Genomic DNA, 22,204 nt, shown 5'->3' on the forward strand with positions numbered 1-22,204 from the left:
ATTGACTTAATCATAGAGAAGATTAGACGCGCGATGGTTCAACCGGTCAGCCGCGGGCTTCCTTGAATAGCACGGCGATACCGGGGTGATAGTTGCCGGCTTCGTTGCGCAACTTGCGATAGGCGTACGGGAAATACCAGGCCACGGCGCAGCTGTGCTCCTTTTGCAGGTCGTCGACCATGTCCTGGAGTTCTTCCGGCGTCGCGCTCTGCTGGGCCTTTTGTGGCGCAACGAACAGGCAGCCGAGTTTCAGGTCGCTGGTGTAGCTGATGCGTTTGGCGTCGCTGGTGATGTCTTGCAGTGCCTGGCTCAGATTCAGGCTGTTGACCTTCGGCCAGCGTTGCGTGGCCTGGAGGTAGGCGCGTTCTTCGGCGGTGGCGATAAACAGATCGGCGCGGCTGTTGCGTTCGCCTTCTTCGTTCTGTTTACGGGTCGGCGTTTGTTGCAACGTAACCATTTCCGCCATCCAGGCCGCGGCGGAGAGCAAGCCAAGGTTGGCTTTTTCGTCGTACCAATAAGGCGTGTCGTTATCGCCGCGCACAGCGTTGTAGCGGTCGATACAGTCAAACCAGCGTTCCAGCACCGGTCGCAGGAATTCCAGCCTCGGATTGCTGATGATCATGCCTTGCATGTTGCTCACCCTTGTAATTGTGATGTTGGGTTGTGGCGCTTTGATATCACTGCTGACAGTGTGGTGCAAGTTGGGAGGGTCAGTAAATTGACCGGCGGCAGTATATCGCCCGCCCGGGCTTTGTCTTCAATTGACGCTCCACCCCCAACCCTCTAACCTTCGCGCTTGTTTCAGGTGCTCTGTGGCGAAGCCGACAGAGTGAAACAGGGAAGCCGGTGAGTGACTATCTTCACGCGACGAAACGTCACGATCCCGGCGCTGCCCCCGCAACGGTAAATGAGTGAAGACTGCGCCTTGAGCCACTGTGTCGACTGTCGACATGGGAAGGCGCGCAGTCCGGCGAATGCCGCTCATGAGCCCGGAGACCGGCCTGATTCATCCAACGGCATCACGGTGGGCGATGCCAGGCTTCTTGCCGTCTATTCTTGTGCCTGCCCGCCGTTATCCAGCCTCAACGGAGAGCTCCCCCATGACTGATTCCCCTGAACGTGACGAACGCCATCTGGCGCGCATGCAGCGCAAAAAAGCCGTGATCGACGAACGCATCGCCAACTCGCCGAACGAGTGCGGCCTGCTGCTGGTGCTGACCGGCAACGGCAAAGGCAAAAGCAGCTCGGCCTTCGGCATGCTCGCCCGGTCCATGGGCCACGGCATGCAGTGCGGCGTGGTGCAGTTCATCAAGGGCCGTAACAGCACGGGCGAAGAGCTGTTCTTCCGCCGCTTCCCGGAGCAGGTGCGTTTTCATGTGATGGGCGAGGGCTTCACCTGGGAAACCCAGGACCGCCAGCGTGACATCGCCGCCGCCGAAGCCGCCTGGGCGGTGTCCCGCGAATTGCTGCGCGATCCGTCGATTGGTCTGGTGGTGCTGGATGAGTTGAACATTGCGCTCAAGCACGGTTACCTCGACCTCGATCAAGTGCTGACTGACCTGCAGGCGCGTCCGCCGATGCAGCACGTTGTGGTCACCGGTCGTGGCGCCAAGCCAGAGATGATTGAACTGGCCGACACCGTTACCGAGATGGGCGTGATCAAGCACGCGTTCCAGGCCGGGATCAAAGCGCAAAAAGGCGTCGAGCTGTGAATACTATTTTATGAAAAACATACGTCATTGCCCGGCAGTACTGATCGCCGCGCCGGCCTCCGGTCAGGGCAAGACCACCGTTACCGCCGCGCTGGCCCGATTGCATCGCAATCAGGGGCGCAAGGTTCGCGTGTTCAAATGCGGCCCGGACTTTCTCGACCCGATGATTCTCGAGCGCGCCAGCGGTGCGCCGGTGTATCAACTGGACATGTGGATGGTCGGCGAGCAGGAAAGTCGTCGCCTGTTGTGGGAAGCGGCCGGTGAGGCCGACCTGATCCTCATCGAAGGCGTCATGGGCCTGTTCGACGGCACGCCGTCCAGCGCCGACCTGGCGCGGCACTTCGGTGTGCCGGTGCTCGGTGTGATCGACGGCACGGCGATGGCGCAGACTTTTGGTGCCTTGGCGCTGGGGCTGGCGAAGTATCAGCCGGACTTGCCGTTTGCCGGTGTGCTGGCCAATCGCGTGGGCACCTTGCGTCATGCGCAATTGCTCGAAGGCAGCCTGACGGAAGGCTTGCGCTGGTACGGCGCCTTGTCGCGGGAAACCGGGATCGAATTGCCGAGCCGGCACCTTGGCCTGGTCCAGGCCAGTGAGTTGAACGATCTCGATCTGCGCCTCGATGCAGCGGCCGAATCGCTGGCCAGCAGTTGCGACGTAGCACTGCCGCCGCCCGTGGAATTCGCGGCCCCTGAAATGATCGTCGCCGAGCCTCTGCTGGCCGGTGTGCGGATCGCCGTCGCCCGTGATGAAGCGTTCGCTTTCACCTACGGCGCGAGCCTGGATTTGCTGCGGGCCATGGGCGCCGAATTGCTGTTTTTCTCGCCGATCCGCGATGCGGATTTGCCAGACGCGGACAGCCTTTATCTACCGGGCGGTTATCCGGAACTGCACCATGTGGCGCTGTCACAGAACACCTTGATGCTGAATGCGATCCGCGCCCATCATGCCGCCGGCAAACCGTTGCTGGCCGAGTGCGGCGGGATGTTGTACCTGCTCGATTCGTTGACCGATGTCGAAGGTACCCGGGCCGAACTGGTCGGCTTGCTGGCCGGTGACGCGGTGATGCAGAAGCGTCTGGCGGCGCTTGCGTTGCAAGCGGTTGAGTTGCCGGAAGGTTCGCTGCGCGGGCACACCTATCACCATTCGCTGACCAGCACCGAGCTTGAGCCGATTGCTCGTGGCCTGAGTCCGAATGGCGGGCGTGGGGCGGAGGCGGTTTATCGTGAGGGGCGGATGACGGCCTCTTATGTGCATTTTTATTTTCCGTCCAATCCTTCGGCGGTTGCCGCACTGTTTGCGCCCAACTGTGAGGACGCCTTCGCGAGCAAGCCCGCTCCCACAATGGATCACCTAACCCCTGTGGGAGCGGGCTTGCTCGCGAAGAGGCCATGACCGACAACGCATTCTCCGAAGCCGAACGCGAAGCGGTCTACCGGGCAATAGCTGAACGCCGCGACATGCGCCACTTCAGCGGCGGCACCGTCGAGCCCGAGTTGTTACGGCGCCTGCTCGAAGCCGCCCACCAGGCCCCCAGCGTCGGCCTGATGCAACCCTGGCGCTTTATCCGCATCAGCGACCGGGCCCTGCGCGGAAAGATCCGGCAACTGGTGGAAGAAGAACGCATCCGCACCGCCGAAGCCCTCGGCGAGCGCACCGACGAATTCATGAAGCTCAAGGTCGAAGGCATCAACGACTGTGCCGAAGTATTGGTCGCTGCGCTGATGGACGATCGCGAGCGCCACATCTTCGGTCGTCGCACCTTGCCGGAAATGGACATGGCTTCGTTGTCCTGTGCGATCCAGAACCTGTGGCTGGCCTCCCGCGCCGAAGGTCTGGGCATGGGTTGGGTGTCGCTGTTCGAGCCGCAAGCGCTGGCGGACCTGTTGGGTTTACCCGCCGGAGCCAAGCCGTTGGCGGTTCTTTGTCTCGGCCCGGTCAAGGAATTCTATCCGGCGCCGATGCTGGTACTCGAAGGGTGGGCGCAGGCGCGTCCGCTCAGTGAGTTGCTGTATGAAAATTATTGGGGAGTGAGTCAATGAGTGTGGCGTTATTGAGTGTCGCCGCGGTTGCGCTGGACGCGCTGCTGGGTGAACCCAAACGCTGGCATCCGCTGGTGGCGTTCGGCCGTTTTGCCGACCGCATCGAGCAACGTTTCAATGGCGAAGGGCGCGGCTGGCGCAGTCACGGCGTCACCGCTTGGGTGATTGCGGTGTTGCCGCTGACCTTGCTGGCCACGGCGTTTTCCTGGGCGCCTTATGTCGGCTGGATCGTCGAGATTCTTGCGCTCTATTGCGCCCTCGGCATGCGCAGCCTCGGTGAGCACGTCGAGCCGGTGGCCAAGGCCCTGCGCAGTGGCGATCTGATTGAAGCGCGCATACGCGTGGGCTATCTGGTCAGCCGTCAGACCAGCGAACTGGATAAAACCGAAGTCGCCCGCGCTGCCACCGAATCGGTCCTGGAGAACGGCAGTGATGCGGTGTTTGCCGCGCTTTTCTGGTTTGCCGTGGCCGGCGCGCCCGGCGTGGTGCTCTATCGCTTGAGCAACACCCTCGATGCCATGTGGGGTTATCGCAACGAACGCTTCGAGCGTTTCGGCTGGGCGGCGGCGAAAATCGACGACGTCCTTAACTACATTCCTGCGCGTCTGGTGGCGTTGACCTACGCGCTGCTGGGCAAAACCCGACTGGCCTTGAAATGCTGGCGCACTCAGGGTCCGACTTGGGACAGCCCCAACGCCGGGCCGGTGATGGCGGCCGGTGCCGGCGCGCTTGGCGTCGAGTTGGGCGGGGCGGCGATCTATCACGGTGAACTGCATCAGCGTCCGCAACTGGGCGAAGGTGTGCCGGCGGATGCCGACTCCATCGACCGTGGCTGGCAATTGGTCCAGCGCGGGGTATGGTTATGGCTGCTGATTCTCTGCGTGGGAGCTGAATTCTATGCTTGAGCACGGTGGCCGCTTGCGCAAGGCGGCGCTCGAATACGGCATTGCCGAAGCCGATTGGCTGGACCTGTCCAGCGGCCTCGCGCCGTGGCCATTCCCGGTCCCGGACATTCCGCTGCGAGCCTGGGCGCGTTTGCCGGAAACCGATGACGGTCTGGAACAGGCAGCCTGCGATTACTACGGCGCCGCGCAGGTGCTGCCGGTCGCCGGTTCGCAAATGGCCATTCAGTTGCTGCCGCGTCTGCGTCGGGCCGGCAAGGTCGGCGTGCTGTCGCCGTGTTACGCCGAACACGCGCAAGCCTGGCGGCGCAATGGCTATGTCGTGCGTGAAGTGCTGGAACAGGAAGTCGACTTCTATATCGACAGCCTCGACGTGTTGGTGGTGGTCAACCCGAACAACCCGACGGGCCTGAGCATGACCCCGAGTCGTCTGCTCGACTGGCATGCCCGGCTGGCGTCGCGCGGTGGCTGGTTGGTGGTGGACGAAGCATTCATGGACAACACGCCGCACCTGAGCCTGGCTTCGTTTGCCCATCTGGTCGGCTTGATCGTGCTGCGTTCCTTCGGCAAGTTTTTTGGCTTGGCCGGTGTGCGGCTGGGCTTTGTGCTGGCTGAGCGCAAGCTGCTCAAACTGCTCGCCGAACAGGTGGGGCCGTGGGCGGTCAGTGGGCCGACACGCGTATTGGGCCAAGCCTGTTTGCTGGACACCGAAGGCCATGTAAGACAGCGAGCGCGTAGCGAAGCGGCCAGTGAGCGTCTGGCGTTGTTGCTCGGGCAGTATGGTTTGCAGCCGCAGGGCGGTTGCGCCTTGTTTCAATGGCTGATTACCGAGCAGGCCGAGTTGCTTCACGACTTCATGGCAAGGCGCGGCATCTTGTTGCGGTTGTTCGCACACAACAGCAGCGTGCGTTTCGGCTTGCCTGCGGATGAGGCCGATTGGCAGCGTCTCGAACAAGCACTTCAGGCCTTCACCAAGGAAACCCAATGACTACGTTGATGGTGCAAGGCACCACGTCCGACGCCGGTAAAAGCACCCTGGTGACGGCGTTGTGTCGCTGGGTCACGCGTCAGGGCGTGCGCGTCGTGCCGTTCAAGCCGCAGAACATGGCACTCAACAGTGCCGTGACCGCCGACGGTGGCGAAATCGGCCGTGCCCAAGCCGTGCAGGCCCAGGCAGCCAACCTTGAGCCGCACACCGACATGAATCCGGTGCTGCTCAAACCCAACAGCGACACCGGCGCCCAAGTGATTATTCATGGTCGCGCGGTCACTACGATGAACGCGGTCGCTTATCACGACTACAAAGCCATCGCCATGCAAGCGGTGCTGGCCTCCCATGAACGATTGAGCGCGGCGTATCCGGTGGTGATGGTCGAAGGCGCGGGTTCGCCGGCCGAGATCAACCTGCGTGCCGGCGACATCGCCAACATGGGCTTTGCCGAAGCGGTGGATTGCCCGGTGGTGTTGATCGCCGACATCAATCGTGGCGGGGTTTTCGCCCATTTGGTGGGCACGCTGGAACTGCTGTCGCCGACCGAACAGGCGCGGGTCAAAGGCTTCATCATCAACCGTTTTCGCGGTGACATCGCCTTGCTGCAACCCGGCCTCGACTGGCTGGAAGCGCGCACCGAAAAACCGGTGATCGGCGTGCTGCCGTATGTGATGGACTTGCACCTGGAAGCCGAGGACGGCATCGATCAGCGCCAGACCGACAAGGCTGAGCGCGTGCTGAAAGTGCTGGTGCCGGTGCTGCCGCGCATCAGCAACCACACTGACTTCGATCCGCTGCGCCTGCATCCGCAAGTGGACCTGCAATTCATCGGCCCCGGCCAGGCGATTCCGCCGGCCGACCTGATCATTCTTCCCGGCTCGAAAAGCGTGCGCAGTGACCTCGCGTACCTGCGGGCGAGTGGCTGGGACACAGCAATCAATCGTCATCTGCGCTATGGCGGAAAGGTGCTGGGGATTTGCGGCGGTCTGCAAATGCTCGGTGAGCAGGTGCACGATCCGCTGGGCCTCGAAGGCGCGCCGGGTTCCAGTGCCGGCCTGAGTTTGCTGGCGTTTGAAACGCAGCTCGAAGAAGAGAAGCAATTGCGTAATGTGCGCGGGCATTTGGTGCTGGAAAATGCTGAAGTCAGCGGCTACGAAATTCATGCTGGTGTCACCACCGGGCCGGCGCTGGAAAACGCGGCCGTGCAGCTGGACGATGGTCGCTGCGATGGTGCGCAAAGTGCTGACGGGCAGATTTTTGGCACCTACCTGCATGGCCTGTTTGAATCCCCGGCAGCCTGCAGTGCGCTGCTGCGTTGGGCGGGTTTGCAGGATGTGCAGGAAGTGGATTACCACGGGTTGCGCGAGCGGGATATCGAGCGGTTGGCGGATCTGGTGGAGAAGCATTTGGATACCGCGTTGTTGCGTGAACTCTGCGGGATTTGAGAGGACGCCTTCGCGGGCAAGCCTCGCTCCTACAAGGTCAAGAGCGGGGCAGACCTGTAGGAGCGAGGCTTGCCCGCGAAGAGGCCAGTAGCTACACCGCATATTTAAGGAATGAGCCATGCTCCAACTGATCCTCGGCGGCGCCCGCTCCGGCAAAAGTCGCCTCGCTGAAAAACTCGCGACCGACAGCCAGCTTCAAGTCACCTACATCGCCACCAGCCAACCCCTCGACGGTGAAATGAACGAACGCGTCGCCCACCACCGCGCCCGTCGCCCGGCCGAGTGGGCGTTGATCGAAGAACCGATCGAACTCGCCCGCGTACTGCGCGAAACCGCCAGCGCCGAGCGTTGCCTGCTGGTGGATTGCCTGACCCTGTGGATGACCAATCTGCTGATGCTCGACGACGCCGAACGCCTCAACGCTGAACGCGAAGCCCTGTTGGACTGCCTGGCCTCACTGCCGGGTGAAATCATTTTTGTCAGCAACGAGACCGGAATGGGTGTCGTGCCGCTGGGCGAATTGACTCGCCGCTATGTCGATGAAGCCGGTTGGCTGCATCAAGCCCTGGCCGAGCGCTGCCAACGTGTCGTCCTGACCGTCGCCGGCCTGCCCCTGACTTTGAAAGGAACTGCGTTATGACCCAATCCTGGTGGCTGAACCCGTGCAAGCCGATCGACGCGCAAGCCGTCGAGCAGGCGCAGGCACGTCAGCAGCAGCTGACCAAACCCGCCGGCTCCCTCGGCCGACTCGAAGCGGTGGCCGTGCAATTGGCGGGGCTGCAGGGCCAGGTCAAGCCGAGTCTCGATCAGCTGTGGATTGCCATTTTTGCGGGCGATCATGGCGTTGTTGCTGAGGGTGTGTCGGCATTTCCTCAGGAAGTCACCGGGCAGATGCTGCACAACTTCGTCAGCGGTGGCGCGGCAATCAGCGTGCTGGCGCGCCAGCTCGGAGCTTCCCTGGAAGTGGTCGACCTCGGCACCGTAACGCCGTCGTTGAACCTGCCGGGCGTGCGTCACCTCAACATTGGTGCGGGCACGGCCAACTTCGTGGAAGGCCCGGCCATGACGCAGGCCCAGGGCGAACTCGCTTTGCAGGCCGGTCGCGACAGCGTGCAGCGTGCCGTCGCCGCCGGTGCGCAGCTGTTCATCGGTGGCGAGATGGGCATCGGCAACACCACGGCGGCCAGCGCGCTGGCCTGCGCCTTGCTCGATTGCCCGGTGGTGCATCTGGCCGGGCCGGGCACCGGTCTCGACGCGGCGGGCGTCAGCCACAAAGCCCAGGTCATCGAACGTGCCTTGGCATTGCACGGCGCTCAACGTGGCGATGCGTTGCAAACCCTGTTCAACCTCGGCGGTTTTGAGATTGCGGCGCTGGTCGGCGCGTATCTGGCGTGCGCCCAGGCAGGCGTTGCAGTGCTGGTGGACGGCTTTATCTGCAGCGTCGCCGCATTGGTGGCGGTGCGCTTGAACCCTGAATGTCGTGAATGGTTGTTGTTTGGCCATCGCGGCGCCGAGCCGGGTCATCGCCATGTGCTGGAAACCCTCAACGCCGAGCCGCTGCTGGACCTCGGCTTGCGCCTGGGTGAAGGCAGTGGCGCCGCGCTGGCCGTGCCGTTGCTGCGTCTGGCCTGCGATCTTCACGGGCAGATGGCAACCTTCGCCGAAGCGGCAGTGGCGGACCGTCCGGCATGACGATGCGCCTGGATCTCCTGCGCCACGGTGAAACCGAACTCGGCGGCGGTTTGCGCGGCAGCCTCGACGATGCACTGACCGCCAAGGGCTGGGAGCAGATGCGCGCGGCGGTAGTCGAGCATGGGCCGTGGGATCGGTTGATCAGTTCGCCGTTGCAACGTTGTGCGCGGTTTGCTGACGAACTCGGTGCGCAGCTGGGTCTGCCCGTGCATCTGGACAAAGATCTTCAAGAACTGCACTTCGGTGCCTGGGAAGGGCAGAGCGCGGCGGCGCTGATGGAGACAGACGCAGAAGGGTTGGGGCTGTTCTGGGCCGATCCCTATTCGTTTACGCCGCCTGAGGGTGAGCCGGTCGGGGATTTCTCCGCGCGGGTACTGGCGGCGGTAGAGCGTCTGCACGCGGCGTATGCGGGCGAACGGATCCTGTTGATCAGCCATGGCGGCGTCATGCGTTTGTTACTGGCTCAGGCGCGGGGTTTGCCGCGAGAGCAGTTGCTGAATGTCGAGGTCGGCCACGGTTCGCTGTTTTCATTGTGCGTCGAGCCAGGCGTCATTCTCAAGGAAGCGAATTGACCATGTTGCCCTTCTGGATCGCCCTGCAATTTCTCAGCAGTTTGCCAATTCGTCTGCCGGGCATGCCCGCACCTCAGGAACTGGGTCGGTCGCTGCTGTTTTATCCGCTGGTCGGGCTGCTGTTCGGCGCCATTTTGTGGGCACTGAACTGGCTGTTGCTGGGCACGCCTGTGTTGCTTCACGCCGCGCTACTGCTGACGGTTTGGGTATTGCTCAGCGGCGGGTTGCACCTGGACGGTCTGGCCGATAGCTCCGATGCGTGGCTGGGTGGTTTCGGCGATCGCGAGCGCACGCTGACCATCATGAAAGACCCGCGCAGTGGGCCGATTGCGGTGGTGACGCTGGTGCTGGTGTTGCTGCTGAAATTCGCCGCGTTGCTGGCGTTGATCGAGCAGCAGCACAGTGTTTTGCTGATCATCGTTCCGCTGATTGGCCGCAGCGCCATGTTGGGTTTGTTCCTGACCACACCGTATGTGCGTGCTGGCGGGTTGGGGCAGGCGTTGGCTGATCATTTGCCGCGCTCGGCGGGCAAGCAGGTGTTGGCGCTCAGTGCGTTGGCATGTGTGCTGATCGCAGGGTTCAGCGGTGTCTGGGCGCTGGTGCTGGCGGGAGGGATGTTCATCTGGTTGCGGCAGGTGATGCTGCGGCGATTGGGCGGGACAACGGGCGATACGGCCGGGGCGATGCTGGAGTTGCTGGAGATGGCGGTGTTGGTGGGCGTTGCCCTGATCCTGTAGGAGCGAGGCTTGCCCGCGAAGAACGGAAATGCGGTTTGGCAGACAAACCTCATTGCGCCCTTCGCGGGCAAGCCTCGCTCCTACGGTAATATGTTTCAAAAATTTGCTTTCCTTTAACCGCGGGTATATACACGCACCATGCTCGACTCTCAATGTTTATGCATCAACCTGCGTCGCGCCGCCCGTGGCGTCAGCAGGCATTACGACGGCGCTCTCGACGGCTTCGGGATCAACGTTGCCCAGTATTCTTTGCTGTGCAATTTGCAGCGCCTGAATGAACCGAGTATTTCCACCCTGGCCGAAGCCATGGGCCTGGACCGCAGCACCTTGGGGCGCAATCTTCGGGTGCTGGAAGGTGAGGGCCTGGTGGCGCTGGTCGAGGGCGAGGACATGCGTAACCGCATTGTCCGGCTGACCGAGGCAGGTGCAGAACGACTGGCAGCTGCCTTGCCAGCCTGGGAGGCGGCGCAACAGCGGTTGATCGACCGCTTGGGCGCCGAGAAACGCGAAACCTTGCTGCGATTGCTGGACGAACTGGCTTGAAGCCAGTTTGTTCGATCTTAAGCGGGTATATACCCGCTACCGGAGAATAAGAATGACATCGATGTGGCGTACATGCGGTTGGGTGTTGGTGGGGAGTGCGCTGATTCTCGCGTTGTCCTTGGGGGTAAGACACGGCTTCGGGCTGTTTCTGGCGCCCATGAGTGCCGAGTTCGGCTGGGGGCGTGAGACGTTTGCCTTCGCCATTGCCTTGCAGAACCTGATCTGGGGCCTGGCGCAGCCGTTCACCGGCGCGCTGGCTGACCGCTTTGGTGCGGCGAAAGTGGTGCTGGTCGGTGGTGTGCTGTACGCCTTGGGCCTGGTGTGCATGGGCTTGTCCGACTCGGCAGTGACGTTGTCCCTGAGTGCGGGCCTGTTGATCGGCATCGGCCTGTCGGGCACTTCGTTCTCGGTGATCCTCGGCGTGGTCGGTCGCGCCGTGCCGCCGGAGAAACGCAGCATGGGCATGGGTATCGCCAGCGCCGCCGGTTCTTTCGGTCAATTCGCCATGTTGCCCGGGACGCTGGGATTGATCGGCTGGCTGGGCTGGTCCGCGGCATTGCTGGTGTTGGGCCTGCTGGTGGCGCTGATTATTCCGCTGGTGAGCATGCTCAAGGACAAACCGCTGCCGGTGCTCGGCCATGAACAAACCCTCTCTGAAGCGCTGCGCGAAGCCTGCTCTCATTCGGGGTTTTGGCTGCTGGCGTTCGGTTTTTTTGTCTGCGGTTTTCAGGTGGTGTTCATCGGTGTGCATTTGCCGGCGTACCTGGTGGATCAGCACCTTCCGGCGACGGTGGGCACCACGGTGCTGGCGCTGATCGGGCTGTTCAATATCTTCGGCACGTACACCGCAGGCTGGCTCGGCGGACGCATGTCCAAACCGCGTTTGCTCACCGGTTTGTATCTGCTGCGTGCTGTGGTGATCACGCTGTTCCTGTGGGCGCCGGTCACCACGACCACCGCCTACCTGTTCGGCATGGCGATGGGCTTCCTGTGGCTATCGACCGTGCCGTTGACCAACGGCACGGTGGCGACCTTGTTCGGTGTGCGAAATCTGTCCATGCTCGGTGGGATTGTTTTCCTCTTCCACCAGCTCGGTTCGTTCCTCGGCGGCTGGTTGGGCGGGGTGGTGTATGACAAAACCGGGAGCTATGACTTGATCTGGCAAGTGGCGATTCTCTTGAGTCTGTTGGCCGCAGCCCTCAACTGGCCGGTGCGTGAGCAGCCGGTCGAGCGTCTGCAAACCCGGTTGAGTGCGATATGAACAGTTTCTGGCCGCAGATAGCGGTTGCCGCTGGCGGCGCCTTGCTGCTGGCGCTGGCCTGGTGGGGCTGGCATCAGGGCGGACTGGCACTGATGCAGTTGGGCATGGGCGCTTGCTAGGAACAGGCGAGGGCGAGTAACTTCGTTTGTGACCATTGATCAAGGATGCACCGACATGCTGATGCGCTGGATTGCAGTCCCCGCGTTGCTGATGGCGTTTACCGGATTGGCCCAAGCGGCCGAGTGCCCGGAGTTGTTGCAGGGCTCGTTGCCCAAGCTGCGCGCCAAGGAATCCATCGACCTGTGCCAACGGTTTGAGGGTAAGCCGCTGGTGGTGGTCAATACCGCAAGCTTCTGTGGTTTCGCCCCGCAGTTCAAAAGCCTTGAGGCGCTGAATCAGCGTTACAAGGATCAGGGGCTGGAGGTGATCGGCGTTCCGTCCAATGACTTCAAGCAGGAATCCAAGGACGGCGCTGAGACCGCCAAGGTCTGCTACGTGAACTACGGCGTGACGTTCACCATGACCGAGCCGCAGAAAGTCCGCGGTGACGACGCGACTCACCTGTTCAAGGTCCTCGCCAAACAGTCCAGCGCGCCGAAATGGAATTTCTACAAGTACGTGGTCGATCGCAAGGGCAAGGTGATTGCCAATTTCTCCAGCCTGACCAAGCCCGACGACCCTGAGTTCATCGAGGCGGTGGAAAAAGCCCTGGCCTCGCAACCCTGATTGACGCCCACTGAAAAGCCCCGCCTCTGTACAAGAGAGCGGGGCTTTTTTGATTCAGCTGGCGAGTGGTTGAGGCTCGCCGTGAATCATCAGAAGCGGTAGGTCGCGCCTACACCGAAACCGTTCGCATAGTTTTCATACTTGGCGTTGTAGTTCTGGCCACGGTTGTTGCTGTTGTCGACTTTGACCGACTCTTCACGCAGGTACGAGTACGCGACGTCGATGGTCAGGTCGTCGGTCGGGCTCCAGCCAGCACCCAGGCTGAAAATCTTGCGATCGCCAGTCGGAATGCGCGGGGAGCGGTCGGTGTTGTTGGTCGGCGCCTGGTCGACGGACAGACCGGTACGCAATACCCATTGCTTGTTCAACTGGTAGGACGCGCCGATGGCGTGAGCCCAGGTGTCGTGCCAGTTCTGTTCTTCGGTGATGGTGCCGAACTGACCGTTCAGGACCGCCGGAACACCTTTGTTATCGACGGTGATTTCTTTCAGGCGGCTCCAGCGAGTCCAGGTGCTGCCTGCGTAGAGGGTCCACTTGTCGTCCAGCTGATGAGTGACCGAGAAGTCCACCGATTCAGGCGTGGTCAGATCCAGCGAGGCGTCGTACTTCTGGCTTGGGTTCTGACCGATCAGGCCCAGCACGTTGTAGTTGACCTTGGTGTTGCCCTCGAGCTTGTACTTCACTTTCGAGTGGTAGGTCAGGCCGACGCGGGTGCTGTCGGTGGCCTGGACCAGCAAGCCGATGTTGTAGCCCAGCGCAGTGTCGTCACCTTCGATCTTGACCTTGCCGTCCTGCGCGGCCTGGGTGATCGACAGGTTCGATTCCAGGGTGCCGTCGATGCGGTTGATGGTCGGGCCGAAACCGATGGAGACCTTGTCGTTGAACGCGTAGCTGACAGTCGGTTGCAGGGTGACGATCTTCACTTCGCTCTTGCTGCCGAAGTAACGGCCGGCAAAGCCGTTCTCGTAGTCGGTCACCAGGCCGAATGGAGCGTAGACGCCGAAACCGACGGCCCAATGGTCATCGATTGGCTTGACGTAGTAGCCCATCGGCACGCCCATGAAAGGGACCATGTCACCTTTGTTGGTACCGCCATTCGGACTGGAACTGGCGCCACTGATGTCAGTGTGCGCGTCGATGAATGCAACACCGCCGGTCACTTGTTCGCGCTTGAGGCGAGACATGCCGGCAGGGTTGCCTGCAATGGTGGATGCGTCGTCGGCAGAGGAAGATCGCCCGGCAAAACCTGTACCCATCCCGCTGATGCTCTGTTCGTTGAGGGCAAAGCCACTTGCGAAGAGCTGGGTGGATGCCATGGCAACGGCGAGGCTAATGGTGGTTTTGAGCATTACTTTTTTCATTATTAGAACTCCTGGTGATCACCGGGGCGAAAATTACCAACATTTTCGTCCCAGCGCTATAGGCTGTATGGCTTGAGTTAGAGCGGTTTTGTAGGACAATCCGACCAGAATCACGACCCGATGCAGGATCTTTGGAAACCGGTGGGTCAGCAGGCGACCTGATTCAGCGGTGAAACACAGGTTTGCCAAGCGTAGGTGAAGTCGCGCAGGCGACCTTGAGGCTGAAAAGTCTGGCGCCAGATTCGGGCCATTCCCAACAAGTCATCTGCAGCGGGGAGGGGGGTGTTCTGTTCTTCTACCAGCAGCCAGGCGATGGCTGTGGCGTAACGCAGGTTGACGGTCAATTCCAGGTGCGGCCCGCTGAGGAAGGCATGCTGGCTGGCCAGACCGCGCACGAGACTCGCACGCTCCGGGTCCAGGGCCAGGTAATGATCCCAGAGTGCCTGGTGGCGGGGTTCGGCGATTCGGTACAGGCCGTGTCCACGGCGGTCATGCAGGGCGGAACCAAGGGCTGACTGACTGGCGGCAATGCCCAGCAGCAGGGATTCGGCGGTTGCGCTATGGCGCCCGAGGTAAATCAATGTCGGACGGATCACATAACGGCACAGTTCGCTGGCAGCGATACCCATAAAGCCCTCGGAACATGAAGTGGGCGGCGATACCTGAAGTAAGCGTTGGCAGCTGGTGAATCGACTCAGGCTCGCCGGAAGCGGTTCAAGCCGCTTGAGTTGAAGTGTAGTGTCATATTCGCGCTGTAAAGGTCTGTTTTTAAAATATTTGTGGCTTCGAGTTATAACCGTTATATCGGTTAGTGCTTAGCGGCAGGCTGTTCGCTGAGAAATATCGGGCAATAAAAAGCCCCGCTTTTTGAGCAGGGCTTTTGAGGTTTTCAGTCTTTCTGGCGTATCAGGCAACGAGTGCCTGACGGGTACGCTCGATCACGGCCTGCAGCGGTTCTGCGCTGGAGTATTGATCGGGGTAGAGGCGTTCGCTGTGACGAGCGATGCCGTGTTCGTTGACCAGAGTGAAGCTGAAGCAGCCTTTGCGAGCGGCCATGATCAGGCAGTTCATTGGTGCAAAAGCGTTGGTCAGGGTGCGGATGGCGTCCTGGGTGTGGATTTGAGTAGTCATTAAATGGGTGTTCCTACAAGCGACACGGATAAGAGCCGTGCAAAATTAAAACGTTCCAGTGACGACGACCACCATTGGTCGAACGAAGAACCCGACTGGAACAAAGCAGCCAGTTTGAAGCGCTGATAATTGGCGCGCTTGGGCTGGCAGGTAGGTACTTAGGAGGGCAGGCAACACATCAAGGGCAAAGGTTCTGGGCCCGGGGTGAAGATCCTGATCAATTTGCAGGCTGGTTCGGTCAGAGTAAGTGAGCTTCGCAACACCCTTTGCTTTCGTTCAAAGGCTGTGTTGGCGCAAGGTTTACCTGGAAACCATCGAGGTGGTCGATCCCGCTTGTTCGGTAGAGGCTTCCGTTGGGAAGGCTGACCGGGAGGATTTGTTCGACCAGAATTGACTTTCAGCTTGGTACTAACGCCGCGGATAGTAACGGATCGAGTTTGCGAAGGGAAGCGCAAAGGCAAAATAATTCCAGCACCGCGCAATCTTGCTCCGTAACAGGACAATTTCCGACTACTGGTCGTCGGTCCGGCACAGGCCTGGGCCAAGGGTTTGCCAAGGTTATCCCCAGAAGCGCTCTACAAAACGCTCCGAAAAAGCGCATCGATATAACTGCCGCGAAGGTACTTGTGCACATAAGTTGCGCAGACTGTAACCGCACTGTCATCCGCGCCCCGACCACAGTGGGTGCCTGTATTGAAAATTTAAGTCAATGAAAAACATCGCTTTTTTTTACTGGTGAAAAAATCGTCAGTTTGACTGCGAGCCCCATTCCACAGGGCTTTGCGCGAGTTCAAGGGCGGTTGTCCACTGAGTTATCCACAGCTTCTGTGGATTGTCCCGAGCGCTTGCTCTAGGACGGGCGTGCCGGGTTTTTTTAGGCTTTACCTGTAAGAAAAAAAGAGTAGAGTGGCGCGCCTTCCGATCTGCCCCACAGTGCTTTATGAAGTTTCGCTCCGTATCAGTTTCTGCCACCTCGACAGCTCCCGGTGTTACCCCTCCCAAACGCTTTTCGATGCGCGTGGCGGAGTGGTTGCTCGATAGCCCGCGCCTGGGTGACAACACCAACGTCAAACACTTCGCCGGGCGTTTGCTCAAACAGCCTGCTCGTGAAGGTGTGGTGGCCGCGCAAAGTCGTCTCGGCCAGCTGATGTGCCGTGAATGCGGCAATGCCCGAGATCGCCGGATTGGTCATGACCTGCTGCGCCAGGCCGCGCGAGCAGGGGATCGCCGCGCCCTCCAGGAACTGGGCCTGGTCGAAGACTGAGCTGTCCAAGTTCTGACGCCTTCGTTACCCTTCAAGCTTTATCTCATCGGCAGGAGTCGCTATGGCTATGGACTTGACCAGCATTTTGCTTGGTCTGGCGGGCGCTGCACTGCCATTGCTGGTGCTGGCCTGGCAAATCCAGCGCCGGGCGAGCGCGGGGCAAGCCGAGGTGGCCTTGCTGGAAGAGCGTCTGGCCATGTCGCAACTGGCGCAGGACGGTTTGAGCGCTCAGCTCGAAGCCTGTCGCGATGAAATCGGTGATCTGAGTCAGGCCAACGGCGCCAAGCAAGCGGAGCTGGCCGCCATGCGCCGTGAAATTGAACTGCTGCAAATCGAGCGCGACGACGCCCGCGACGCGTCTCACGCCTGGAACATCGAACGCGCCGGCAAAGATGCCGAGCTGCGGCGCCTGGACGCCCGGGCGGCCTCGCTCACCGCCGAACTGCGTGAGCAGCAGGACAGCCATCAACAACGCCTCAACGACCTGCAAGGCTCGCGAGACGAGCTGCGAGCGCAGTTCGCGGAGCTGGCGGGAAAAATTTTTGACGAGCGCGAGCAGCGTTTCGCCGAAACCAGCCAGCAGCGCCTGGGCCAGTTGCTCGATCCTTTGAAGGAGCGCATCCAGTCTTTCGAAAAGCGCGTTGAGGAAAGCTATCAGGCCGAAGCCCGCGAACGGTTTTCCCTGGCCAAGGAGCTGGAGCGCCTGCAGCAGCTGAACCTGCGCCTGAGCGACGAAGCCACCAACCTCACCCGAGCCTTGAAAGGGCAGAAAACCCAAGGCAACTGGGGCGAGCTGATTCTTGAGCGCGTGCTTGAACATGCCGGGCTGGAGAAGGGCCGCGAGTACCAGACCCAAGTCACGCTCAAAGGGCCGGACGGTGAGCGTTTCCAGCCGGACGTGATCATTTATCTGCCGGGCGACAAGCAGGTGGTGGTCGACTCCAAGGTCAGCCTCACGGCTTATCAGCAATATGTGGCAGCCGAGGACGATGCGATCGGCCAGATCGCCCTCAAGCAGCACGTACTTTCACTGCGCAATCACGTCAAAGGCCTGTCGGGCAAGGATTACAAACGACTCGACGGCTTGCACAGCCTGGATTTTGTCTTGCTCTTCGTGCCGATCGAAGCGGCGTTTTCCGCTGCCTTGCAAGCTGAGCCGACACTGTTTCAGGAAGCCTTCGACCGCAACATCGTCATCGTCAGCCCGACCACGTTGCTGGCGACCTTGCGGGTCATCGACAGCCTGTGGAAGCAGGAGCGCCAGAGCCAGAACGCCCGGGAAATCGCCGAGCGCGCCGGGTGGCTGTACGACAAGTTCGTGTTGTTCATCCAGGACCTGGACGAAGTCGGCAATCGCTTGCAGCAACTGGACAAGGCCTACAGCTCAGCACGGAACAAGCTGACAGAAGGGCGCGGTAACCTGGTCAGTCGCAGTGAGCAGTTGAAGTTGCTGGGTGCACGCGCCAGCAAGAGCTTGCCGGCGGATCTGCTGGAGCGGGCGATGACCGATGTTGATGGATTGGCTGAGTTGCCTGAATAGGTCAAAAGCTTCGCGAGCAAGCCCGCTCCCACAGGGTTTTTGTGTTGTTCAATCGATGTGTGCAACAACTCCGATCCCCTGTGGGAGCTTGCCGGCGGATCTGCTGGAGCGGGCGATGACCGATGTTGATGGATTGGCTGAGTTGCCTGAATAGGTCAAAAGCTTCGTGAGCAAGCCCGCTCCCACAGGGTTTTTGTGTTGTTCAATCGATGTGTGCAACAACTCCGATCCCCTGTGGGAGCTTGCCGGCGGATCTGCTGGAGCGAGCGATGACCGATGTTGATGGATTGGCTGAGTTGCCTGAATAAGTCAAAAGCTTCGCGAGCAAGCCCGCTCCCACAGGGTTTTTGTGTTGTTCAATCGATGTGTGCAACAACTCCGATCCCCTGTGGGAGCTTGCCGGCGGATCTGCTGGAGCGGGCGATGACCGATGTTGATGGATTGGCTGAGTTGCCTGAATAGGTCAAAAGCTTCGCGAGCAAGCCCGCTCCCACAGGGTTTTTGTGTTGTTCAATCGATGTGTGCAACAACTCCGATCCCCTGTGGGAGCGGGCTTGCTCGCGAAGGCGTCAGCACTGCCGTCAAAGAACTCAAGCCTGCCATCACAACGGCAAATGCCGACTCAACAACGCGCGCAACGCCGCCGGTTTCACCGGTTTGGCCAAGTACTCCAGGCCCGCCGCATGCACTTGGGCCACCGTCTCCGGCCGGCCATCGGCACTGATCACCACCCCCGGCACCGGTTCCCCCAGTTGAGTGCGCAACCACGCCATCAACTCGGTCCCGGTCTCGCCATGGTCCAGGTGGTAATCCACCAGCGCCAACTGCGGACGTACACCGTCCTTCAGCAGCGCCGCGCATTCATCACGGTTGCGCGCGGTCCAGACCTGACAACCCCAGCGTGTCAGCAGGCTGTTCATGCCGATCAGGATGCTGTCTTCGTTATCGATGCACAGCACCTGCGCGCCGCTCAACACATGGCCGTTGAGCTCGTTGACCTTGGTCGGCGCGACAGTCTGAGCCCGCGCCAGCGGCACGCTGACACTGAACACGCTGCCACGCCCCGGCCAGGAGCGTACGCGCAAGGTGTGACCCAGCACGCGACACAGCCCATCGGCAATCGCCAGCCCCAGGCCCAGGCCTTTCTCGGCGCGCGTCTGGTGGCTGTCGAGGCGTTTGAACTCTTCGAAAATCACCTGTTGTTTGTCTTCCGGAATTCCCGGTCCACGGTCCCAGACTTCCAGGCACAACTCGCCCTTGCGCCGCCGGACGCCGAGCAGCACCGGCCCCTTGGCATAACGGAACGCGTTGGTCAGGAAGTTCTGCAGGATTCGTCGCAGTAGTTTGATGTCGCTGTCGATGCGCAGCGTGCTGCCCCGAACACGGAATTTCAGCCCTTGTTCCTGAGCCAGTGCCTTGAACTCGGCACCGAGGGCATCGAACAGTTCGTTGAGCGCGAAGGGTTTGGGGTCCGGGTTGATCTTGCCGTTTTCCAGGCGGGAAATGTCCAGCAGATCACTGATCAGGTCCTCGGCCGAACGCAGTGAACTGTCCAGGTGATGCACCAGTTTCTGCGCCTCGCTGGACAGGCCATCGTCTTGATGGGAGAGGGCGGCAGAGAACAGGCGCGCGGCATTCAGCGGTTGCATCAAGTCATGGCTGACCGCTGCCAGAAAGCGGGTTTTCGACTGGTTGGCCGATTCCGCGGTGCCCTTGGCTTCGGTCAGGGCCACGTTGAGTTGTGACAGCTCGTGGGTCCGTGCAGTGACGCGCTGCTCCAGGCCTTCGTTGGCTTCAGTCAGCGCTTGCTCGGCTTCGCGGAACGCGGTGATGTCGGTGAAGCTCATGACAAAACCGCCGCCCGGCATCGGGTTGCCGATCAGCTCGATGACACGCCCGTTGGGGAACAGTCGTTCAGAGGTGTGGGCACGGCCCTGACGCATCCAGTGCAAGCGGCGGGCGACATGCACCTCGGCTTCACCGGGGCCACACAGACCGCGCTCGGCGTTGTAGCGAATGATGTCGGCAATCGGTCGGCCGAGCCTGATCAGCCCGTCCGGGTAATTGAACAGCTCCAGATAGCGCCGGTTCCAGGCCACCAGTTTCAGCGACTGGTCGACCACGCTGATGCCCTGGGTGATGTTTTCGATAGCGCCTTGCAACAGGGCGCGGTTGAATTGCAGCACCTCCGAGGCTTCGTCGGCGATACGGACGACATCCTCCAGCTGCATTTCCCGACCTTCGATGGCGGCTTTCACCACCGCACGCGTCGAAGAAGCGCCGAGTACACCGGCCAGCAAGCGTTCGGTATGGGCGATCCATTCACCGTCGGCGTTCTGGTTCGGGTTGAAGCCTTTGCCTTGGCGGTAGGCAAAACGGATGAAGCTCTGTCGCGCCCGTTCTTCACCGACGAAGCGGGCGGCCAGTTGCAGCAGATCGTTGATCTGCACCGCCAGCATCGAGCGTGCGCTGGGGCGTGCGCTGATTTCCTGGCCGATGAAACGACCGGCTTGCCAGTGTTCCGACACCCTCGTACGTGACAGCACCGACACCCAGGCGAACAACGTGAAGTTGGCCGCCAGCGACAACATCACGCCTTGGGTCAACGGGGTGAGCGGCAGGTTCAGCGGGTTACTGTGCAACCACGCCAATCCCGGGAAACTGCTCAACGACAAACCGAGGCTGTGGGCGGCGATCGGCAGAATCAGGGTGTAGAACCAGAGGAATGTCCCGGCGGCGAGACCGGCGAAAACACCCCGGCGGTTGGCCTGCTTCCAGTACAGCGCACCGAGCATGGCCGGGGCCAGTTGGGTGACGGCGGCAAAGGCGATCTGGCCGATGGTCGCCAGGCTCGCGGTCGAGCCCAGCAGGCGATAGCTGACGTAGGCCAGCAACAGAATCACCACGATGCTGACGCGGCGCACCGAGAGCATCCACTGGCGGAACACTTCGAACGGCCGCTCAGCGTTGTTCCGCCGCAGCAGCCACGGCAGCAACATGTCGTTGGAGACCATGGTCGACAGCGCCACGCTGGCGACGATCACCATGCCGGTCGCCGCCGAGGCGCCACCGATAAAGGCCAGCATCGCCAGCGCAGGATGGGATTGGGCCAGCGGCAGGCTGATGACAAAAGAGTCCGGCAGGACCGAGCTTGGCAGCAACATCTGACCGGCGAGGGCGATCGGTACGACAAACAATGCCGCCAATGCCAGGTAAGCCGGGAACACCCATTTGGCCAGGCGCAGATCCTGGGGATCAATGTTTTCCACCACCGTCACGTGGAACTGCCGGGGCAGGCAGATGATTGCCATCATCGCCACGCCGGTCTGCACCACCATCGACGGCCAGTTGATGGTTTCCTTCCAGTATTCCTCCAGGCGTGGGGCGAGCATGGCCTGGTTGAACAGGTCGTCGAAGCCATCGTACAGGCCGTAGGTGACGAACGCGCCGACCGCGAGAAACGCGAACAGCTTGACCAGCGATTCGAAGGCAATCGCCAGCACCATGCCGCGGTGGTGTTCCGTGGCGTCGAGGTTGCGGGTACCGAAGACAATGGTGAACAGCGCCAACACCAGCGACACGATCAGCGCCGTGTCCTGGGCGCGGGTGCCCATGGCGTCGGCACCGGCGCCGATCAACAGGTTCACCCCGAGGACGATGCCCTTGAGTTGCAGGGCGATGTAGGGCAACACGCCCACCAGGCAGATCAGCGCCACGACGACCGCCAGCGACTGGGATTTGCCGTAGCGCGCGGCGATGAAGTCGGCGATGGAGGTGATGTTCTCCTGCTTGCTGATCATCACCATTTTCTGCAGGACCCACGGCGCGCAGACCAGCAGCAGGATCGGCCCGAGGTAGATCGGCAGGAACGACCAGAGTTGTTCGGCGGCCTGGCCGACAGCGCCAAAGAAGGTCCAGCTGGTGCAATAGACCGCCAGCGACAGGCTGTATACCCACGCGCGCACTCGCGGCGGCAACGGTGTGCTGCGACGGTCGCCGTAAAAGGCGATGGCGAACATGATGGCCATATAGGCCAGGGCGACGGCGGCGATCAGCCCGCTGGACAGCGACATGGGAACTCCCGACAAAAGACACCCGGGACTCCAGCCCGGTCAGACAGTCTCGCACGATGGCAGGGGTTAGTCAGTGTCGACCAAGGTCTTGGCGTGGTGGGGTGTCGCAGGAGTTTGTCTGTTGGGTTTTTAGTGTTTGTGCTGGCCTCTTCGCGGGCAAGCCTCGCTCCTACAGGTTCTGTGTGGTTCACATATTCGGCGAACACACAAAACC

Annotated in this window: 21 protein-coding genes and 1 riboswitch; of the genes, 16 read left to right on the forward strand and 5 right to left on the reverse strand. The window is 61.1% G+C overall.

The features are described from left to right. Positions 1-46 precede the first annotated feature (46 nt). The gene (locus ACA049_RS08765) at positions 47-631 is read right to left on the reverse strand and encodes a hypothetical protein (protein WP_497334689.1); all 585 of its coding nucleotides are present in this window, start codon (positions 629-631) and stop codon (positions 47-49) included. Between the two features lie 155 nt (positions 632-786). Then, a riboswitch (cobalamin riboswitch) is annotated at positions 787-1,019 on the forward strand. A gap of 81 nt (positions 1,020-1,100) precedes the next feature. On the opposite strand from ACA049_RS08765, the gene cobO reads away from it, so the two are divergent. From cobO to ACA049_RS08835, 14 genes are all read left to right on the forward strand, one after another. Continuing rightward, on the forward strand, positions 1,101-1,712 hold the full coding sequence (gene cobO, locus ACA049_RS08770) for a cob(I)yrinic acid a,c-diamide adenosyltransferase (protein ID WP_497334691.1): 612 nt from the start codon (positions 1,101-1,103) through the stop codon (positions 1,710-1,712). Positions 1,713-1,722: 10 nt separating this feature from the next. Further along, complete coding sequence (locus tag ACA049_RS08775) at positions 1,723-3,105, forward strand: cobyrinic acid a,c-diamide synthase CobB (protein WP_497334693.1); 1,383 nt, start codon at positions 1,723-1,725, stop codon at positions 3,103-3,105. Next, the gene (gene bluB / locus ACA049_RS08780) at positions 3,102-3,752 is read left to right on the forward strand and encodes a 5,6-dimethylbenzimidazole synthase (protein WP_497334696.1); all 651 of its coding nucleotides are present in this window, start codon (positions 3,102-3,104) and stop codon (positions 3,750-3,752) included. Before ACA049_RS08775 ends, bluB begins: the two co-directional genes overlap by 4 nt. Further along, positions 3,749-4,657 (forward strand): adenosylcobinamide-phosphate synthase CbiB, encoded by a 909-nt coding sequence (gene cbiB, locus ACA049_RS08785; protein ID WP_497334698.1) that lies wholly within the window; start codon positions 3,749-3,751, stop codon positions 4,655-4,657. Before bluB ends, cbiB begins: the two co-directional genes overlap by 4 nt. Then, on the forward strand, positions 4,650-5,642 hold the full coding sequence (gene cobD, locus ACA049_RS08790; RefSeq protein ID WP_497334700.1) for a threonine-phosphate decarboxylase CobD: 993 nt from the start codon (positions 4,650-4,652) through the stop codon (positions 5,640-5,642). The genes cbiB and cobD overlap by 8 nt, the downstream gene beginning before the upstream one ends. Next, entirely contained in the window at positions 5,639-7,090 is a 1,452-nt protein-coding gene (locus tag ACA049_RS08795) for a cobyric acid synthase (RefSeq protein WP_497334702.1), read from the forward strand. The genes cobD and ACA049_RS08795 overlap by 4 nt, the downstream gene beginning before the upstream one ends. A gap of 118 nt (positions 7,091-7,208) precedes the next feature. Beyond that, the gene (gene cobU, locus ACA049_RS08800) at positions 7,209-7,730 is read left to right on the forward strand and encodes a bifunctional adenosylcobinamide kinase/adenosylcobinamide-phosphate guanylyltransferase (protein WP_497334704.1); all 522 of its coding nucleotides are present in this window, start codon (positions 7,209-7,211) and stop codon (positions 7,728-7,730) included. Continuing rightward, the gene (gene cobT, locus ACA049_RS08805) at positions 7,727-8,782 is read left to right on the forward strand and encodes a nicotinate-nucleotide--dimethylbenzimidazole phosphoribosyltransferase (protein WP_497334706.1); all 1,056 of its coding nucleotides are present in this window, start codon (positions 7,727-7,729) and stop codon (positions 8,780-8,782) included. The genes cobU and cobT overlap by 4 nt, the downstream gene beginning before the upstream one ends. Next, positions 8,779-9,354 carry an alpha-ribazole phosphatase family protein gene (gene cobC, locus ACA049_RS08810; RefSeq protein ID WP_497334708.1) on the forward strand — a complete coding sequence of 192 codons (576 nt, stop codon included), beginning with the start codon at positions 8,779-8,781 and terminating at the stop codon, positions 9,352-9,354. Before cobT ends, cobC begins: the two co-directional genes overlap by 4 nt. A gap of 2 nt (positions 9,355-9,356) precedes the next feature. After that, a complete protein-coding gene (locus tag ACA049_RS08815) occupies positions 9,357-10,091 on the forward strand; it encodes an adenosylcobinamide-GDP ribazoletransferase (RefSeq protein WP_497334710.1) in 735 nt (244 codons plus the stop codon). A gap of 138 nt (positions 10,092-10,229) precedes the next feature. Further along, positions 10,230-10,634 (forward strand): MarR family winged helix-turn-helix transcriptional regulator, encoded by a 405-nt coding sequence (locus ACA049_RS08820; protein WP_497334712.1) that lies wholly within the window; start codon positions 10,230-10,232, stop codon positions 10,632-10,634. A 52-nt stretch (positions 10,635-10,686) separates the two neighbouring features. Further along, positions 10,687-11,895, forward strand: a complete 1,209-nt coding sequence (locus tag ACA049_RS08825; protein ID WP_497334714.1) for an MFS transporter — start codon at positions 10,687-10,689, stop codon at positions 11,893-11,895. Beyond that, complete coding sequence (locus tag ACA049_RS08830) at positions 11,892-12,014, forward strand: hypothetical protein (protein WP_497334716.1); 123 nt, start codon at positions 11,892-11,894, stop codon at positions 12,012-12,014. The genes ACA049_RS08825 and ACA049_RS08830 overlap by 4 nt, the downstream gene beginning before the upstream one ends. A 55-nt stretch (positions 12,015-12,069) precedes the next feature. Next, positions 12,070-12,621: a glutathione peroxidase gene (locus ACA049_RS08835; RefSeq protein WP_497334718.1), complete on the forward strand. Its 552-nt coding sequence runs from the start codon at positions 12,070-12,072 to the stop codon at positions 12,619-12,621. A gap of 89 nt (positions 12,622-12,710) precedes the next feature. Here ACA049_RS08835 and ACA049_RS08840 read toward each other — a convergent pair whose 3' ends face one another. From ACA049_RS08840 to ACA049_RS08850, 3 genes are all read right to left on the reverse strand, one after another. After that, a complete protein-coding gene (locus tag ACA049_RS08840; RefSeq protein WP_497334720.1) occupies positions 12,711-13,982 on the reverse strand; it encodes an OmpP1/FadL family transporter in 1,272 nt (423 codons plus the stop codon). 146 nt (positions 13,983-14,128) lie between these two features. Continuing rightward, complete coding sequence (locus ACA049_RS08845; protein WP_140670565.1) at positions 14,129-14,611, reverse strand: hypothetical protein; 483 nt, start codon at positions 14,609-14,611, stop codon at positions 14,129-14,131. Positions 14,612-14,888: 277 nt separating this feature from the next. After that, complete coding sequence (locus ACA049_RS08850) at positions 14,889-15,113, reverse strand: hypothetical protein (protein ID WP_008031832.1); 225 nt, start codon at positions 15,111-15,113, stop codon at positions 14,889-14,891. Positions 15,114-16,053: 940 nt separating this feature from the next. Here ACA049_RS08850 and ACA049_RS08855 point away from each other — a divergent pair. Both ACA049_RS08855 and ACA049_RS08860 read left to right on the forward strand, forming a co-directional pair. Next, positions 16,054-16,377 carry a sel1 repeat family protein gene (locus ACA049_RS08855; RefSeq protein ID WP_497334722.1) on the forward strand — a complete coding sequence of 108 codons (324 nt, stop codon included), beginning with the start codon at positions 16,054-16,056 and terminating at the stop codon, positions 16,375-16,377. Between the two features lie 175 nt (positions 16,378-16,552). Further along, positions 16,553-17,917, forward strand: a complete 1,365-nt coding sequence (locus tag ACA049_RS08860; protein ID WP_497336795.1) for a DNA recombination protein RmuC — start codon at positions 16,553-16,555, stop codon at positions 17,915-17,917. 602 nt (positions 17,918-18,519) lie between these two features. Here the strand turns inward: ACA049_RS08860 and ACA049_RS08865 are convergent. Then, positions 18,520-21,990 carry a hybrid sensor histidine kinase/response regulator gene (locus tag ACA049_RS08865; RefSeq protein WP_497334724.1) on the reverse strand — a complete coding sequence of 1,157 codons (3,471 nt, stop codon included), beginning with the start codon at positions 21,988-21,990 and terminating at the stop codon, positions 18,520-18,522. Positions 21,991-22,204 lie beyond the last annotated feature (214 nt).

This window comes from Pseudomonas sp. LBUM1662, assembly GCF_059695915.1.